Annotated in this window: 15 protein-coding genes; 13 read left to right on the top strand and 2 right to left on the bottom strand. The window is 43.6% G+C overall.

All coding sequences use genetic code 11. The features are described from left to right. Window positions 1–6 precede the first annotated feature (6 nt). The 5 genes from ABTQ23_RS08335 (at window position 7) to ABTQ23_RS08315 (ending at window position 5,222) form a co-directional block, all read left to right on the top strand. Window positions 7–1,065 carry a LuxE/PaaK family acyltransferase gene (locus ABTQ23_RS08335; protein WP_408615276.1) on the top strand — a complete coding sequence of 353 codons (1,059 nt, stop codon included), beginning with the start codon at window positions 7–9 and terminating at the stop codon, window positions 1,063–1,065. Next, on the top strand, window positions 1,044–2,222 hold the full coding sequence (locus ABTQ23_RS08330) for an acyl-CoA reductase (protein WP_408615231.1): 1,179 nt from the start codon (window positions 1,044–1,046) through the stop codon (window positions 2,220–2,222). Before ABTQ23_RS08335 ends, ABTQ23_RS08330 begins: the two co-directional genes overlap by 22 nt. Before the next feature lie 184 nt (window positions 2,223–2,406). Continuing rightward, window positions 2,407–2,772 (top strand): GtrA family protein, encoded by a 366-nt coding sequence (locus tag ABTQ23_RS08325; protein ID WP_408615230.1) that lies wholly within the window; start codon window positions 2,407–2,409, stop codon window positions 2,770–2,772. Then, complete coding sequence (locus tag ABTQ23_RS08320; RefSeq protein ID WP_408615229.1) at window positions 2,769–3,692, top strand: glycosyltransferase family 2 protein; 924 nt, start codon at window positions 2,769–2,771, stop codon at window positions 3,690–3,692. Before ABTQ23_RS08325 ends, ABTQ23_RS08320 begins: the two co-directional genes overlap by 4 nt. Window positions 3,693–3,701: 9 nt before the next feature. Next, complete coding sequence (locus ABTQ23_RS08315) at window positions 3,702–5,222, top strand: glucosyltransferase domain-containing protein (protein ID WP_408615228.1); 1,521 nt, start codon at window positions 3,702–3,704, stop codon at window positions 5,220–5,222. Here the strand turns inward: ABTQ23_RS08315 and ABTQ23_RS08310 are convergent. After that, window positions 5,219–6,115: a GntR family transcriptional regulator gene (locus ABTQ23_RS08310; protein ID WP_408615227.1), complete on the bottom strand. Its 897-nt coding sequence runs from the start codon at window positions 6,113–6,115 to the stop codon at window positions 5,219–5,221. The genes ABTQ23_RS08315 and ABTQ23_RS08310 overlap by 4 nt on opposite strands. A 480-nt stretch (window positions 6,116–6,595) precedes the next feature. On the opposite strand from ABTQ23_RS08310, the gene ABTQ23_RS08305 reads away from it, so the two are divergent. The 6 genes from ABTQ23_RS08305 to ABTQ23_RS08280 are packed head-to-tail and all read left to right on the top strand — an operon-like array spanning window position 6,596 to window position 12,339. After that, entirely contained in the window at window positions 6,596–7,411 is an 816-nt protein-coding gene (locus tag ABTQ23_RS08305; protein WP_408615226.1) for an ABC transporter substrate-binding protein, read from the top strand. Window positions 7,412–7,436: 25 nt separating this feature from the next. Next, complete coding sequence (locus ABTQ23_RS08300; protein ID WP_408615225.1) at window positions 7,437–8,159, top strand: amino acid ABC transporter permease; 723 nt, start codon at window positions 7,437–7,439, stop codon at window positions 8,157–8,159. Beyond that, entirely contained in the window at window positions 8,156–8,902 is a 747-nt protein-coding gene (locus ABTQ23_RS08295; RefSeq protein ID WP_408615224.1) for an amino acid ABC transporter ATP-binding protein, read from the top strand. Before ABTQ23_RS08300 ends, ABTQ23_RS08295 begins: the two co-directional genes overlap by 4 nt. A gap of 13 nt (window positions 8,903–8,915) precedes the next feature. Beyond that, the gene (locus tag ABTQ23_RS08290; protein WP_408615223.1) at window positions 8,916–10,076 is read left to right on the top strand and encodes a M20 family metallopeptidase; all 1,161 of its coding nucleotides are present in this window, start codon (window positions 8,916–8,918) and stop codon (window positions 10,074–10,076) included. A 3-nt stretch (window positions 10,077–10,079) separates the two neighbouring features. After that, the gene (locus tag ABTQ23_RS08285) at window positions 10,080–11,177 is read left to right on the top strand and encodes a mandelate racemase/muconate lactonizing enzyme family protein (protein WP_408615222.1); all 1,098 of its coding nucleotides are present in this window, start codon (window positions 10,080–10,082) and stop codon (window positions 11,175–11,177) included. After that, on the top strand, window positions 11,170–12,339 hold the full coding sequence (locus tag ABTQ23_RS08280) for a M24 family metallopeptidase (protein ID WP_408615221.1): 1,170 nt from the start codon (window positions 11,170–11,172) through the stop codon (window positions 12,337–12,339). The genes ABTQ23_RS08285 and ABTQ23_RS08280 overlap by 8 nt, the downstream gene beginning before the upstream one ends. On the opposite strand, the gene ABTQ23_RS08275 is transcribed toward ABTQ23_RS08280, so the two are convergent. Further along, on the bottom strand, window positions 12,336–13,448 hold the full coding sequence (locus ABTQ23_RS08275; protein ID WP_408615220.1) for a glutamine amidotransferase-related protein: 1,113 nt from the start codon (window positions 13,446–13,448) through the stop codon (window positions 12,336–12,338). The genes ABTQ23_RS08280 and ABTQ23_RS08275 overlap by 4 nt on opposite strands. A 70-nt stretch (window positions 13,449–13,518) precedes the next feature. Here ABTQ23_RS08275 and ABTQ23_RS08270 point away from each other — a divergent pair, with 70 nt between their 5' ends. Beyond that, window positions 13,519–14,727, top strand: a complete 1,209-nt coding sequence (locus ABTQ23_RS08270; protein ID WP_408615219.1) for a pyridoxal phosphate-dependent aminotransferase — start codon at window positions 13,519–13,521, stop codon at window positions 14,725–14,727. 105 nt (window positions 14,728–14,832) lie between these two features. Continuing rightward, on the top strand, window positions 14,833–15,447 hold the full coding sequence (locus ABTQ23_RS08265; RefSeq protein ID WP_408615218.1) for a fumarylacetoacetate hydrolase family protein: 615 nt from the start codon (window positions 14,833–14,835) through the stop codon (window positions 15,445–15,447). Window positions 15,448–15,506: the final 59 nt, after the last annotated feature.

Raw genomic sequence — 15,506 nt, 5'->3', positions numbered from 1 at the left:
AGTGAGATGGATAGCCTGTGGAATGCGCCAATTTATGGACTCAGTCAGCAAGATAAAGAAAGGCTGTTACTCGCTCGGCTAAATGAACTAACTCGTTGGCATAGCGAACATTGTCCAAGCTATAACACGCTTTTGGAAGGCTCAGACTTAAACCTAGATGCTGAAGAGTATTGTGAAGTGTTACCACTGGCTGTTCAGCTCTTTAAGTTAGCTCGATTATCCAGTATTGCTGATGATGAGGTGTTTAAAACGATTACCTCATCGGGGACGAGCGGCGCAAAATCTCAGATTATCTTAGATAGGGCGAACGCGGCCTTGCAAAGCAAAGCGCTTGTTAAGATCATGCAAAGTTGGGTGGGTCGAGCCCGCTTGCCGATGCTGCTCATTGAGCAAAGTAATCTGATTGCGCAGCGCAGTGGGTTTTCGGCCCGTGGCGCGGGGGCTTTAGGCTTGTCATTTATGGGCCGTGATCATTGTTATGCGCTGGATGATAAGATGCAACCCAATTGGCCCGTGATTGAAGCGTTTGTGAAAGCACATCAAAATCAGCCGGTGCTCATTTTTGGTTTCACCTTTATGCTTTGGCAATATTTGCTCAAACCTCTGGCGGAGCAAGGGGTGAGTTTGGATCTGAGCCAAGCCATTATTTTTCACAGTGGCGGTTGGAAAAAGCTGCAACATCTCTCGGTTAGCAGTGAAGAATTTAATCAGCAATGTGAAGCTTCGATTGGCTCCAATCAGGTGCATAATTTTTACGGTATGGCCGAGCAAACCGGGAGTATTTTTGTCAGTTGTGAGCATGGCCATCTGCATTGCCCGATTTTTTCCGACATTTTAATTCGAAACCCGGTTAATTTAGCTCCCAGCCCCATGGGTGAGCCAGGGCTGATTCAGGTGTTTTCCTCTTTAGCACAAAGCTATCCGGGCCAGAGTATTCTAACTGAGGATATAGGAATTTGGTTGGGTGATGACGATTGTCCATGTGGTCGCAAAGGTCGCTATTTTAAAGTGCTCGGCCGGGAGCAAAAAGCAGAGGTGAGAGGATGCAGCGATACCTTCAGTTAAGTGATGATGACGCTGAACTTATACAGGTCGAAGTCCCTGAAAATGCAAATGTCCAGACGCTAAATCTTGAACCATTACCCTGTTATGCTCCGATATTAATGGAGTTTTTTGCAGCCCTTAGTGATGCGTTGGGCCGCTTAAGTGACGCCCCTAATGCTCGAGCACTGGGATTCTTTTTGCGCGCTCGTGCTCTTGAACAAGCGGTGGCAATTCGCCAAAGAGATAACCTGCGCGCGCCACGCGGGCTGAGCTTTCATGTCGTTCCGGCGAATGTGCCGATGGTGGCATTTCATTCAGCTTTTGCATCTCTGTTGCAAGGTAATCCAACCATCGTGCGTTTATCCTCTCGGCAACTACCAGAACAGCAGCAAGTGATTAAAGCCATTAATCAGCTATTAAGCCAAAACCGCTGGCAGAGCATCGCCCAGCGTATTCGATTTATACGTTTTTCCCATAGTGATACGTTAACAACAGCGTTAAGTTTGCAATCGCGAAGCCGAGTCATTTGGGGAGGCAATGCGACAATAAAACAAATTAGATCATATCCACTATCGCCTGGTGCGTTGGAGGTTGCATTTGCTGATCGCCAATCTTTGGCGGTGCTTGATGAGCACAATATTCGCCAGATGCCGGGCCACTCTGTGCAACTGCAATTAAAACAGCTTGCTCAGGATATTAGCCAATTTGCTCAGCAATCGTGTTCTTCCCCGGGAGTGTTGGTGTGGCTTGGTAGTGATTCATCGCTACGCAAGAAAATATTTGCAAAAATTGCCGAATATATTGATTCATCTATTTGCAGTGGTTCAACACAGCTGACATTACTGCAAAAAGCTTCACTAGATGGACTCATTAAAGGTTATCACAGCACTCATAATATTGGTTGGGGCGAGCTCAAGAGTCTAGCTCAGTTACCACCTCGCAGAGGCGGGACACTTTATTGGTCTCAATTTGAGAGTATTGAAGAGTTTTTTAACCAACCCATTAATTATCAAACTTGTGTCGTGGTTGGTAGCTCTAGAGAAGCGATGAAAGAGCAGTTGGCTCAATCTGCGAGCATCATGATCGACCGAGTGGTTGCTCCGGGTCAAGCGCTTGCGTTTGATTGGCTCTGGGATGGGGTTGACCTGTTAAGTGTTCTCTCAAGAGTAGTGGTTTAGCAGAGTATAAATATAACCCTATTAAGTGATTACTAAAAATGGACTATAATATTAATTAATAAGTATTAATATTATTTTTTAATATTCTAGGATATTAGAATTATTCGATGCCGTCTATTGAGTTGTATGATATCTTTCTTTATATTAGATGGCTTTTTTGTATCTGGTTAGTTGAAATTAATATATGGAAATGTTTTTTCGCTATGGGTTTGTTGGATGTTTTAATACGGCTATTCATTGGTTGGTGTTTTTTATTGCATTTAAATTAATCTACTTAGATCAATCCCTTGCAAATGTCCTAGGTTTTTTTGTTACCGTATCATTTAGCTATTGTATGAATAGTTTCTTTACCTTTCGGGCTAACCTTCATATAAGAAAATACCTTCTTTATATTTGCTTTATGGCGATTATTTATTTTTTGATTGGTTATATAGCTGGCCAATTAAATGGGAATCCATTTTTGACACTAATAATAAGTTCGGGAATTAATTTTCTATTCGGGTTCTTTGTCATGAAAAAAATAGTATTAACTGTAGGTCATAAAGCATGAAAATATCTATAGTTGTTCCAGTTTATAATGAAGAAGATACTATTAAATTATTTTATCAGTCAGTCAAAGAAAAATTATATGGACATAGTTTTTCACTTGAAATCATATTTGTGAATGATGGTAGTAATGATCAGACGCAAGTGATTATTGAAGAGTTATCCGTTGGCGATAATCATATTAAAACTATCAATTTTTCAAGAAATTTTGGTAAAGAGATAGCATTGTTTGCGGGTCTTGAGAACATCAGCCATGATTCTGATGCAGCGATCCCCATTGATGTTGATTTGCAAGACCCTATCGATGTGGTATTAGAGCTCATTTCAAAGTGGCAAGCTTCCAATGCTGAGTCTGTTTTAGCCAAACGAGTTGATCGTAATTCAGATTCATTTTTAAAGAAAAATACCGCTCGATTATTTTATAAATTTTTCAATTTGGTGAGTGATGTTCCGATTGATAATAATGTCGGAGACTTTCGATTGCTTTCTAAAGCGGTTGTTGAGCGAATCGTTCAGCTTGATGATTATGAAATGTTTATGAAGGCAATCTATAAAGAGGTTGGTTCAGATTATGAAATTGTTGAATATAAAAGAGATAAACGGATTGCAGGGCACTCTAATTTTAGTTGCTTGAAACTGGTCCGATATGCTTTTAATGCGATATTGCTTTCTTCTTCGTTTCCTCTGAAGATTTGGATCTACATTGGCGGGCTTATATCCATCACCTCTTTATGTTTGTTGTTATCGGTTTTTTGTGAAGCGCTATTTATTGAAAACTTTACAATTAGCAACTCCTATTTAATAGCTTATATTCTATTTTTAATGTTAGGTATTCAGCTGGTAGGTTTAGGCGTCATTGGCGAATACATCTGGAAAATATATAATCAAGTGCGCCATAAGCCTCGATATTTTATAAAAAAATAGGGAATGTATATGGATAACAATAAAAAGAATTATATTATATATAGCTCTATTCTTTTAACTATTTATCTAAGCGGATTTTTTCTATATCAATTTTACTATGCTGATGATCTTTATCGGAGTATCAATGGTATTTTTGCATGGGATCGTAATGGTCGTCTTCTAACCAATTTCATTTTTAAAATGATTGCCATAAACAGTAGCGTTAATATCTATCCTTTAGGGCTTATTGTTGGTGTTTTTTCGGTAATCTTATGCGCTAATAGGTTAAGGTTGCTCTTATTTAAAGAACATGTTGCTAGTGGCATAATTGCTCTGGTTTTGTGCTTGGGTAGTCCTTTTTTACTTCAGGTTTATTCATATCGTTATGACTCTCTGACAATGACTCTTGCTATTGCACTAGCAATCTATACGGCATTGTTACCACAGAAAAATAATTTTACGTTATCAGTGGGGATAAGAACAATACTGCTACTTGGTATTTGGACCTTGTATCAGCCAGCTATTTCACTATTTTTAGTATTATCATTTATCCTTTTTGTAGAAAATTATATTTTTCAAAAAAAAGGAGCTAATGATAAATATTTTATCTACGAATATATATTGTCAATTGTATTAAGTGTTATGTTATACATGCTCTCAGTAAAGAGCTTTATATCTGGGGTTTATAGTGTAGAACATAGTGCTTTAATTGCTCTGTCGATAAATGGCTTGCATGAATTTTTAAAAAATGTAATGAGCTTTACAGGTCTTATTAAATTAACTTTTTCTGGTCAGTTTAAATATCTATATTACATATATTTTATATTGTTTCTAGTATTGCCATTTTTACATCTTATTTGTAAAAAACAATATGTTAAATTTTCTCGTAGATGTTTGTTATTAATATCTCCTATTTTAGTATTGTTTTTATCATTTTGTATTCTTTGCTTTTTAAGTTCTCCGGTTGTTCAATTTCGTACAATGATTGGTTTCTCTGGCCTTTTAATATATGGATATTATCTTTTATTTAAAATGCTAGGTTTCAAATGGAGTAATATTGTTATCATTCCATTAATTATTATTTTCTTTGTTAATGCTAATGTTTATCCAAAAGCACAGTCTATTCGGTATGACTCTTATCTTACAATGATGACATCTGTAAGTAGTAAAATTGCTGATCTAAACGACTTAGGAAAAACTATTTCTATTTCAGGTGACTTACCTACTATACAAGAAAATAGAGCTGTCATAAATGCATTTCCAATTGTTAAGTTTTCATTAAAGAATTATTTTTCCTGTCGTAACCTTGATGAAAATTACAAAGGTTCAAGTGGCTATTTTTTAACAAAACATAATTTTATATTAGACAGTTATGACGTCAGGTTTATTAGTGATAAATATTACCCTGTCAATAAATTAACACCTGTTTATCATACACCGTATTACCAAATGTATCTGACAGAAGATCGAGATATATACTTGGCGATGAAACATAAACAAAAAGATAGCGAATGTGTCAATTTTAAAAAGAAGAGCAAAGGTAATTCTTAAGCCTTAGGTACCTTATTGGCAACCTGGTCATAAGCTATTTGCAGGTGATTTTTCATCAATAAAGCTGCCTGCTCTTTATCATTGTCACGAATAGCATCGAGAATGGCGACATGCTCTTCACACCATTCTCGTACTCGGCGTTTGTTATTGTAGCTGGCAAACTCCATTAATCGGCGTAAGCGGTTTTGTTGCACAATAGCTTGATGGATAAACAAATTGCCGCTGGCTTCAGCTAGCATTTCATGAAATTCAGCGTCAGTTTCAAATAGTTCTTTGGGAGCAACTTGGGTGATATCTGGATGAGTTATCAGCCGTAAGTGTTGTGCCCGGCAGCGTTTAAGCTGATGACGGTCGATATGAAATTGTGTCGATAAAAGGGCACTTGGCTCTATCATTAGCCTAAATCCATAACCATTTTGCAGTGCGATATCTGTATTTAAAGTTTGTAAGAACCGCCAACCTTGTCCTGTTCGTCTGGCTATGAGTCCATCATCTGCCAGTTTTAAAAGCGTACGAGTGAGCACACCTCTATCGGCGTTATATCGTTGGGCTATCTGTGTTTGGGTAAATTGAGCATCTAATACACCTTGGATCCGGTCTCGAACCAACTGTTCATATAAGGTTTGATCGACACTTTTGGGCTGTTCAATGTTTAATGCTTGCAGCTGTTCAACACTTTTTAACAGATAAAATCCCTGATGAGGACGAGCTTGTACCACTTCCATTTGAGTTAATTCTTTGAGTCCTGCTCTTACTGGCGTTCTCGATACACCTAGGGCGTCGGCTAAATGTTGTTCGCGAAGATGGTGACCGATTTCAAATTTGGCCTCGCAGATCAGCTCAATAATCTGTCTGGCTATTCTTCGACTACTTGCGCTAGATGCAGTGGGCATGGATTTATCCTGAATGTATTATTAGGTTCTAAATATACAATATTGTAGGCTTATTATTAAAATAAATTCAAAATATCCGCCTAGATTTATCTTATTTCCCTAAAAAAGTGCAGCTGTTGCACTCTTTTAGGGATTAATTTGTCTTTTATGAACATTTAATACAACTTTTTTCGTGTACCTTTTATCATTTTTTCATAGCTCTATGATCATGGTATTCATTGATTTTCATAATGAAAAGCAATTGTCATGGGTTATATAGCGTCATTTTGGATCGTATTTTGCTATATATAATCCAAAAGATGGGTAAAACAGCGAAAGATTGCTAAATATTTCAGAATTTATGTGGCTGGTATTGGTTAATCCTCACTGCTTCTTTTTGTAGCCGAATCGCGACTCGGGTGCGGTTAATATCGACAGCGATAGTTCGTTTTACATTTAATTGTATTTTTCGATCCATAATAATCAATTTTGGGGATATATATGTTTAGATCTAAGCCTGTTATTCGCTGCCTTGGGGTAGTGGCTATTGCGCTTTCATCGCTCACATCGTTAAACGCTGTGGCTGGTGAAATGGTTGAGTCAGGAAAGTTAACATACGGGACTGCCGCAACCTTTATGCCGTTTGAATTTGTCCAAGATGGCAAATTAACCGGTTTTGATATCGACATGATTACAGCGCTAAGTAAGGAAGTCGGCCTTAAACCTGTAGCAATGAAAATGGAATTTAAAGGGTTGATTCCAGCATTGCAGGGGGAACGGTTAGATATCATCAATTCAGCGATGTATATCAATCCAACTCGCGCCAAACAGGTCGATTTTGTGCCGTATATGAAAATTGGTAACCGAGTTGTAGTTAAGGACAATAATCCGGGAAAAATTACCGGGCGAAACTTTTCGTTATGCGGTAAGCGCGTGGCTGTAACACTTGGCGGGATTGAAGAGAGCCAAGCGCGAGCGGATAACAAAAAATGTACAAGCGCTAATAAACCCGCAATCAAAGTTTTGACCTATCCATCCGCGACTGATTCCGCTGTATCTGTGGCTCAGGGCCGCGCTGATGCTGAATATCTATCAACTCCAGGAGTTGCAGCTCTATTTAGCAAAAAACCTGGGATTTTCAAAGCGGTTGGACCTGAGTTCGAAGCCAATACTCACATTGGATTTGCAGTTCGTAAAGGCGATAGCCAAATGACAGCATTACTTCAAAAAGGTCTAAAAGCGATAGTTAAAGATGGCACTTACAGCAAGATTATCAAAAAGTGGGACTTGCCTCAGTCTGTCTCGATTTTTAACTGATTGTAACTGCTAACGGAGGCAATTCATGTCCCTAGACTTAATGTGGCATTACGTCATCTCGCCATCCTTTATACAAGGGGCATGGATGACTCTTATGATCACCGTCACTTCGCTATTTTTTGGCGTGATCTTAGGGTTAGTTCTGGCGCTTCTTCAAGAAGCGCCATTTCGACCTTTAAAAGTACTCGCTTATTTTTACTTATGGCTGTTTCGCGGCACCCCTGTGCTGTTCCAAATCATCTTTATTTATAACGTGTTACCAGGATTCGGTATGCGCTTTTCAGCGTTCACTTGTGCAGTTCTGGCGCTGTCGATGAATGAAGGGGCGTATATGGCGGAGATTTTACGCTCTGGACTGCAAGCGGTGAAAAGTGGTCAGCGGACCGCCGGGCTTGCTTTGGGAATGAGCCGCACGCAAGTGATGCGCAAAATTGTGCTTCCGCAAGCTGCACGTATTGTGTTGCCGCCAATGGGTAACCAGATGATCAGCATGCTTAAATCGAGTGCTTTGGTCTCGGTTATTGCGGTTCAGGAACTTTTATTGGTTGCCAACCAAACCGCAAGCGCAAGTTTTCGTTACTTTGAAGCGCTATGTGCAGCGGGCATCTACTACTTGCTGTTAACCAGCCTATTTATGGCGACGCAATCTTGGTTAGAGCGCCACCTTGATCCGAAAAAACGACGTAAAAAGCTTCCAACCAATGCCTCAGAGCTTTCTTTGAGCACACCCGATAAGGAGGTCTCATGAGCAAAAAAGAGAAACCACTATTAGAGATTATCGGTGTCGATAAATATTTCGACCAGAATCAGGTGTTAAAAAACTGCTGTGTGAATGTGCACTCAACAGAGACCGTTGTTCTGATCGGTCCATCGGGTTCAGGCAAATCGACACTGCTGCGCTGCGTTAACATGTTAGCGCCACCAGAAAATGGCGACATTTTCTTTGATAACAAAAACATCAGCGGCGGTGATATATCGCCTTATAAATTACGCCAGCGCATCGGCATGGTGTTCCAAAACTATGAGCTCTTTTCTCATTTATCGGCGGCTGAGAATATCATGCTGGCCCCAATGACTGTGCTTGGTCTGAACCGTATTGACGCTCGCAAGCAAGCGGAACAGCTGCTGGCTAAAGTTCACCTGCAACAGCGCAGCGAACATTTCCCCGATGAGCTCTCCGGTGGTCAGCAGCAGCGTGTTGCCATTGCTCGAGCACTCGCGATGAAACCAGACCTGATGCTTTATGACGAGCCCACCTCGGCGCTTGACCCGGAGATGATTCGCGAAGTACTCGATGTGATGGCTGAGCTCAGTGCCGAAGGAATGACCAGTATGGTCGTCACCCATGAGATGGGTTTTGCCCGCCGTGCGGCGAACAAAATCTTATTTATGGAAGATGGCGAAATTATCGAACAGGCCAGTGCCAATGACTTCTTCTCATCGAATGTGAGCCAACGAGCCCGCCGTTTCTTAGATCAAATATTACATTAATCGGAGTCTGACTATGCCAAACGTAGATAGCGTGCGGATGAAAGAAAATTTAGCAACCATTGTCGCAATTAATACTGAAAATCCCCCGGGCAAAGAAATTGAGGCTGCTCAATGTGCAGCAGGTTGGCTATCTGAATTTGGTTTTGATGTCTCATATAGCGAATATGCGCCAAGTCGGACCAATATGATCGCTGTGTTGGAAAACGGTGAAGGCCCTTGCTTTGCGTTTAATACGCACCTTGATGTGGTTCCAGCAGGCATTGGTTGGAGCAGCGATCCGTTTGTCCTCACTGAGCGCGAAGGGCGTTTATATGGCCGCGGTTCTTGTGATGCCAAGGGGCCCTTAGTTGGCATGGTCGAAGCGGCGCGAATGTTGGCGTCGAATCGAGAGCTGTGGTCAGGGCGATTGATGGTGATTTTTACCGCCGATGAGGAAGTCGCCAGTGAAGGCGCTAAATATTACGTTAAAAATCAGCCCGCTAAAATCGATTTTGCAGTGATTGGCGAGCCAACGTCTAATGCAGTGTTCTCAGCTCATAAAGGCAGCTTGCGTCCGGTTATAAAAGTGAAAGGCTTAGCGGCTCACTCTGGGACGCCCGATTTGGGAGTTAACGCGATTTATAAAGCTGGGCAATTGCTGGGCTTGGTTGAAAAATCGCACCACGAAGAGGTGTGTTGCCGTCATCATCCATTAGTGGGCAACGCCAGCTTAACGGTCACTCGTATTCATGGTGGCCATGCTGATAACGTCGTGCCCCAAGATTGCGAGATAATGTTAGACCGCCGCATGGTGCCCGGTGAAGATGAGTCGCTGGTAAAAGAAGAAATTCAGCAGCTTTTAGATGTTGCCCAACAACAGTTTGGTGTCGAAGCCGAGATTGTGCGCTGGCAGCCAACGACGGGCGGGGCAACGCAAACCAGTGCCGATGAAAAAATTGTTCAGGTGGGACTTGCTGCCAGTCAGCGTTATGGACAAAGCGATCCGGGTCCTTATGGTTTTCAAGGCGGCTGCGATTTAGTGCATTTTCGAGCGCTGGGAGCCAAGGGCATTGTAATCGGTCCAGGCTCGCTCGCGGTTGCCCATAAACCCGATGAGTTTGTGCCCATTGAAGAGTTTATTGCCACTGCATCTATCTATTTTGATATCGCCATTGCGATGTTAGGAGTCGACTAACTTATGCGTGCTCGCTTATATCGCGGAATGCTTCATTATCATGGCGTGACGCTGCACACCGCCTCTTCAGGTTCTGTCGTGGGGCTTGATACGCTCTGGCTGGTTTTAGATGATGAGTCGTTGCAGGGCATCGGTGAAGTTCGGCTTAATATCAGCTATCTGCATGGTTACTCCCAAAACACGGTGCTGGAAAATGTCGTCACAGTTTTATCCAACTGGAATTGGCAGCAATCAGCTGAGCAGATGTTGGATGCCGTGCATCACGATGAGTGTTTATTGTTGGCTCCAGGGCGGATGTTGCTTGATTGCGCGTTGCACGACTTATTGGCAAAACAAGCGCAGCTCAGCGTTGCGCAGCGACTCAATCCAAGCCCGAATCTTAGCCATCAGATCCACACCAATCAAACCTTATTTTGGGGCTCGACTGAGCAGCTGCTTAACCAAGCCCAAAGCTACGTTGAACGCGGTTTTACCCAATTAAAACTGCGCGTCGGTGTTGGCGCTTTTGCTGATGATTGGCATCGCTTAACGCTGCTTCGTGAAACGTTTGGCGATGCGATTTCGCTGGCGATTGATGTAAACGGACAGTGGCAAGTTGAACAGGCAAAAGAGCATTTAGCGAGTCTTAAAAGTTTGTCTTTAGAGTATGTCGAGCAGCCTGTTGCTGTGGCTGACGATAAGTATTTAAGCGAGTTGGCTGAATTTGGCATTCCGTTAATGCTCGATGAGAGCATCAATTCAGCGGCGGCTATCGAGCGAATTATCCACTCACCCGTGGCGCTTTGCGCGCATTTAAAGCTGGTAAAACTAGGCGGGATCACCCCGCTGATGTGCGCGGCTAAAAAGCTTAAGCAGGCAAATGTTCCCTTTATGATTGGTCAGATGAATGAAGGAAATGTGGCCACTGCAGCGGCGATTGCTACCTCTTTGGCGATGGCTCCAGAACATGCTGAATTGTATGGTGCCGATGGCCTAAAAGATGACCCCGCTCGGGGCGTTTGTTATCACGATGGCATGGTGAGCATGCACGATTCATATGGTCTAGGCGTTTCGTTTGATACGACAGGGGCCACTTTCCTTAAGGAGTTTAATAATGGCTAGTGTGAGTAATGTGGTGCAGGGCAGTGAATCTGCGTTTGCAGAACTTGAATATGCAGGGCGCATTGCGCGCGCTCGCGAGCAACTGAGTAAATCTGGCATTGATGTCATGATTGTGACCGGGCCGGAGAACATTTTCTGGTTAACAGGTCAGCAAACTCCAGGTTATTACACGTTTCAGGCCTTGTTATTACCAGTTGAAGGCGAGCCGGTATTTGTGATTCGCCAGCTTGAGTATTTTAACTTCATTTCAAACACATTTATTAGTGATGCGGCGGTTTATCAAGATGGCGATAATCCCGTTGATTTTCTCTTCCAGATGATTAAACAGAACAACTGGCAGAGCAAGCGTATTGGCATCGATAAAAAAGGCTGGTTTTTGCCAATTGCCGTTTATGAAGCGTTGCAAAGTAAGTTAGGTGAACTGGCTGATTGCGCGGGTATTATCGAGCCATTACGGGCGGTTAAATCACCGGCTGAAGTTGAGAAAATTGCCAAGGCCGCCAGTTATGTCGATGCTGGCATGGCCGCAGGTTTAGCCGCTGTTCGTGAAGGAAGCGATGAAAATGCTCTGGTTTCGGCGATGATGGGCGCAGCGATTGCTGCGGGTTCTGAATATGTCGGTATGGAACCGCTGGTTTCAACAGGTCCTCGCAGTGGGGTTCCTCACGGAACGTGGCGACGCCGAGTGATGCAGGCAAATGATCCGGTCTTTTTAGAAATGTCTAGCGCCCATGACCGTTATCATGCCGCGTTGATGCGTTCTGCATGGCTGGGTAAGCCACCGGCGATTGCCGTTGAAATGGATAAAGTGTGTCAAGAAGCGCTGCAAGCGGCACTTGATGCCATTGTACCGGGTGCACCATGTGAAGCACCGCATATCGCATGTCAGAAAGTCATTGATAAAGCGGGATTTACGGACAACTTTAAAAAACGCACCGGTTATTCGGTTGGGGTTTCGTTCGCACCTGATTGGGGGGAAGGCGGGATCTTAAGTCTCTATTCAGGTGTGATGACACCACTGCAACCTGGCATGACATTCCACATTCCACCGGCTTTGCGTATCTATGGTCAGTTCACTGTCGGGGTGAGTGAAACAGTGGTTGTGACCGAGACAGGCTATCGCCAACTCGGTTCACTCGCTCGGCCTTTGACACTGTTTTAAATTTGGCTTTGGCAATGGTTTAAAAATGCACTAAATAGCGGATGCGGGGCCCCAGTACGAGAGGCTAGTTCTGGATGACCCTGCACGCCGTGCCAGAATGGATGCGTCTGGTGTGAAATCGCTTCGACGATATCGCCTGTTGTCGCGCTGATGCTAATTTGCTGAGCTGTTAGGTAATCGGTGAGCGCAGGGTTGAACTGATAACGATGGTTATAGTGCATCGAGCCTGAGCCCATAAGGCGGCAAAGCGGTTTTATCGGCGTGATGGGAAACAGACCACAGCGGTGTCGATGGTCACTAAATGCGGTAAAACTTAGCACTGGCGCACTAGCATCGAGCTCTTCAAGCATGGCTTTTGCAAACTCTGGATAGGTTTGCACAATCGCGGTCGCCATGCTCTGCATCCCTAAGCACAGTCCAAGGGTTGGGAGCTGTTGGCTGAGCGTTGTTTTGGCAACCTGAATTTGTGCTTTTACCGCCTGCATGGATGAGCCACCAGGCAAGATAATACCAGCGAAATTCTTAAGGTTTGACAGCTCTTGAGATACTTCGCTGGGGGCGATAAACGAGATGGCAACGTCAGTTTTTAGCATCTGGGCTGCATCGCCTAATGCGCCAAGAATAGCTGGATAAGCATCACACTGGTCAGCTTTTCGAGCGATGATGGCAATTGGCAAAGCTTGGCTTTGCTTTTCATAAGGCTTGGTGCTCCAGCGGCCAAAATGATCGCAGCGCAGCTCAAGGAGGGACTGGTTGTTTGAGTCAGCCAGAATAAGTTTATCGTCTTGGAGCGAGCTGACAAAACGTGTGCCACTAAAAGAGCTGATGCGGTTTTTATCCGTGCTTGAAAGGACTATAACGCAGTGCTCTGGGCTATTTTTAAGCTGCTCTATGTCTGTGACTTCAGCTTCAAGTGTGTCACTGCGATATAAACCGCTAGTGACACAATAACCGCTATGACAGACATGCTGGTGACTATCGGGATAGTCGCCTTCGAAACTGGGCCTTAGGCTCCACAAAGGCAGCTGGTGCTGGTTGGCCCAAATACTGGCTGTGACGCCAAAATGTGCCGGCGTTAGAGCATTATCAATAATAAAAATACGTGGCATAAATGTTCCCGAAGTGAGCTTTGTGTCTTTGATTGTACTAACTGATTCAATTTATACAATGGGTGGTATTATGAATAACCGACTGATCGCGCGCCGTATGCTGCGTGTGAAGCCGTCACCAACGGCCGTGATTTCCGACCAGGTTCGAGAACTTGAGCAACAGGGTAAAAATGTGATCAATCTGGGTGAAGGTGAGCTAGATTTTGCCACGCCTGATGCGATTAGCTATGCCGGTATTGAGGCCATTGTTAACCATCAAACCAAATACACGGCGGTTGCGGGAACAGCCGAACTCAAAGAGGCGATTGCTCAGAAATTTGCGCAAGACAATCAACTTTGCTATCACAAAGATGAAATTATTGCTGGAAGTGGCGCAAAACAGCTTATTTTTAATGCGTTGATGGCAACCGTTGAAGATGAAGATGAAGTCATTATTCCCGCGCCGTATTGGGTTTCATATCCAGATATGGTCCGTCTAGCCGACGGTGAGCCGGTGATTGTTCCTTGCTCTGAACAAAGTGGTTGGAAGCTTACCAGCGAGCAGTTGCAAAGCGCACTAACCGATAAAACGCGCTGGTTAATCTTAAATTCGCCCAATAATCCTACGGGGGCTATCTATTCTGCCAGTGAGCTCAAAGCGTTGGCTGAAGTGCTACGAGATTACCCTAATGTTTTAGTGATGTCAGATGACATCTATGAGCCACTGCGGTATCGGGGCATTGGTTATCAGAGCTTTGCGCAGGCAGCACCTGAGTTAGCTGATCGCACTTTAACTGTAAATGGAGTCTCAAAAAGTCACGCGATGACCGGCTGGCGACTCGGTTATGCAGCGGGCCCGGCTTGGCTTATCAGCTTGATGCAGATTTTACAGTCGCAAAGCACCTCTAATCCAAGCACTATTTCGCAGGCTGCCGCCGTTTGCGCACTCACGCAAAATGAGCAATTTTTAGATGGGTGGCGAGACAAATTAGCCAAGCGCCAAGATAAAGTGTTACAGACCATTGCCAGCATTGATGGCTTGAGCGCTGATGCGCCCGATGGTGCTTTTTATGTATTTGCCAACTGTCAGGGGCTGATTGGTAAAAAAACTGCGGATGGAAAAATTCTTAATGATGATGTCGATGTGGCTGCTTGGATCCTCTCACAAGCCCATGTAGCGCTTTTGCAAGGCTCTGCTTTTGGCATGCCAGGATATCTGCGAATTGCGTATGCGGTGGATGATGCACTGTTAGAGAGTGCTTGTGAGCGCTTATCCAATGCTTGTCAGCAACTGGCATAATCCGTATAACTTAATAAGGTGACAAGGTTCATGCTGATGAACCTTGTGCGCGGATTTTCACTCCAATCGAAAGCCTGCTTTCGCTTGTCAGCTTATGGATAAAACATGAATACTGTATTAGTTGGGCAGACTCACGTCACGCCCAGTAAAGTCGTCTGTATTGGCCGCAATTATGTTGAGCATATCACCGAGCTTAATAACGCTGTTCCCGACCAGATGGTCGTCTTCAATAAGCCAAATTCAGCCATTTCTGAGCAATTGCACTGTTTTCATCAAGAGCAATTACATTATGAATCTGAGTTAAGCTTTTTGGTTCGTGATGGTCGCTTAGCTGCAGTCGCTTTTGGTCTTGATTTGACCAAGCGAGGTTTGCAGAACACCCTAAAAGGTAAAGGACTGCCGTGGGAGCGCGCCAAAGCCTTTGATGGCGCAGCTGTTTTTAGCCAATTTGTGGCACTGGATGGGTTAGATATTAATGATTTAAGCATTGAACTAACCATTAATGAGACGCTTGTCCAGCAAGGTCATATCAGCCAGATGATCCACTCTCCACAAGCAATGCTAGAAGAGCTCAGCACTTATACCACGCTTGATGACAATGATATTTTAATGACTGGCACACCTAAAGGGGTTGGCACGATTGCCAAAGGCGATCGCTTTTTGGGAATTGTAAAATGTCAGGGCAAAACGTTAATTGAAGCATCTTGGCAGGCTCAGTAAGAGCGTTTTAAATTAGTCTCGACAAGGCTACTTAAGGCCAGTCAGTTAAGCTGACTGGC

It is taken from the genome of Celerinatantimonas sediminis (assembly GCF_046054195.1).
GTDB lineage: Bacteria > Pseudomonadota > Gammaproteobacteria > Enterobacterales > Celerinatantimonadaceae > Celerinatantimonas.
The sequence above is the reverse complement of the archived record's forward strand: the minus strand, read 5'-3'. Positions and strand labels throughout refer to the sequence as shown.

Excerpts from the sequence above, each read along its gene's own strand:
- ABTQ23_RS08270 (WP_408615219.1), top strand. The coding sequence starts at position 13,519 with ATGAATAACCGACTGATCGCGCGCCGTATGCTGCGTGTGAAGCCGTCA.
- ABTQ23_RS08330 (WP_408615231.1), top strand. The coding sequence starts at position 1,044 with ATGCAGCGATACCTTCAGTTAAGTGATGATGACGCTGAACTTATACAG.
- ABTQ23_RS08290 (WP_408615223.1), top strand. The coding sequence starts at position 8,916 with ATGCCAAACGTAGATAGCGTGCGGATGAAAGAAAATTTAGCAACCATT.
- ABTQ23_RS08280 (WP_408615221.1), top strand. The coding sequence starts at position 11,170 with ATGGCTAGTGTGAGTAATGTGGTGCAGGGCAGTGAATCTGCGTTTGCA.
- ABTQ23_RS08275 (WP_408615220.1), bottom strand. The coding sequence starts at position 13,448 with ATGCCACGTATTTTTATTATTGATAATGCTCTAACGCCGGCACATTTT.
- ABTQ23_RS08265 (WP_408615218.1), top strand. The coding sequence starts at position 14,833 with ATGAATACTGTATTAGTTGGGCAGACTCACGTCACGCCCAGTAAAGTC.
- ABTQ23_RS08285 (WP_408615222.1), top strand. The coding sequence starts at position 10,080 with ATGCGTGCTCGCTTATATCGCGGAATGCTTCATTATCATGGCGTGACG.
- ABTQ23_RS08310 (WP_408615227.1), bottom strand. The coding sequence starts at position 6,115 with ATGCCCACTGCATCTAGCGCAAGTAGTCGAAGAATAGCCAGACAGATT.
- ABTQ23_RS08300 (WP_408615225.1), top strand. The coding sequence starts at position 7,437 with ATGTCCCTAGACTTAATGTGGCATTACGTCATCTCGCCATCCTTTATA.
- ABTQ23_RS08305 (WP_408615226.1), top strand. The coding sequence starts at position 6,596 with ATGTTTAGATCTAAGCCTGTTATTCGCTGCCTTGGGGTAGTGGCTATT.
- ABTQ23_RS08325 (WP_408615230.1), top strand. The coding sequence starts at position 2,407 with ATGGAAATGTTTTTTCGCTATGGGTTTGTTGGATGTTTTAATACGGCT.
- ABTQ23_RS08295 (WP_408615224.1), top strand. The coding sequence starts at position 8,156 with ATGAGCAAAAAAGAGAAACCACTATTAGAGATTATCGGTGTCGATAAA.
- ABTQ23_RS08320 (WP_408615229.1), top strand. The coding sequence starts at position 2,769 with ATGAAAATATCTATAGTTGTTCCAGTTTATAATGAAGAAGATACTATT.
- ABTQ23_RS08335 (WP_408615276.1), top strand. The coding sequence starts at position 7 with ATGGATAGCCTGTGGAATGCGCCAATTTATGGACTCAGTCAGCAAGAT.
- ABTQ23_RS08315 (WP_408615228.1), top strand. The coding sequence starts at position 3,702 with ATGGATAACAATAAAAAGAATTATATTATATATAGCTCTATTCTTTTA.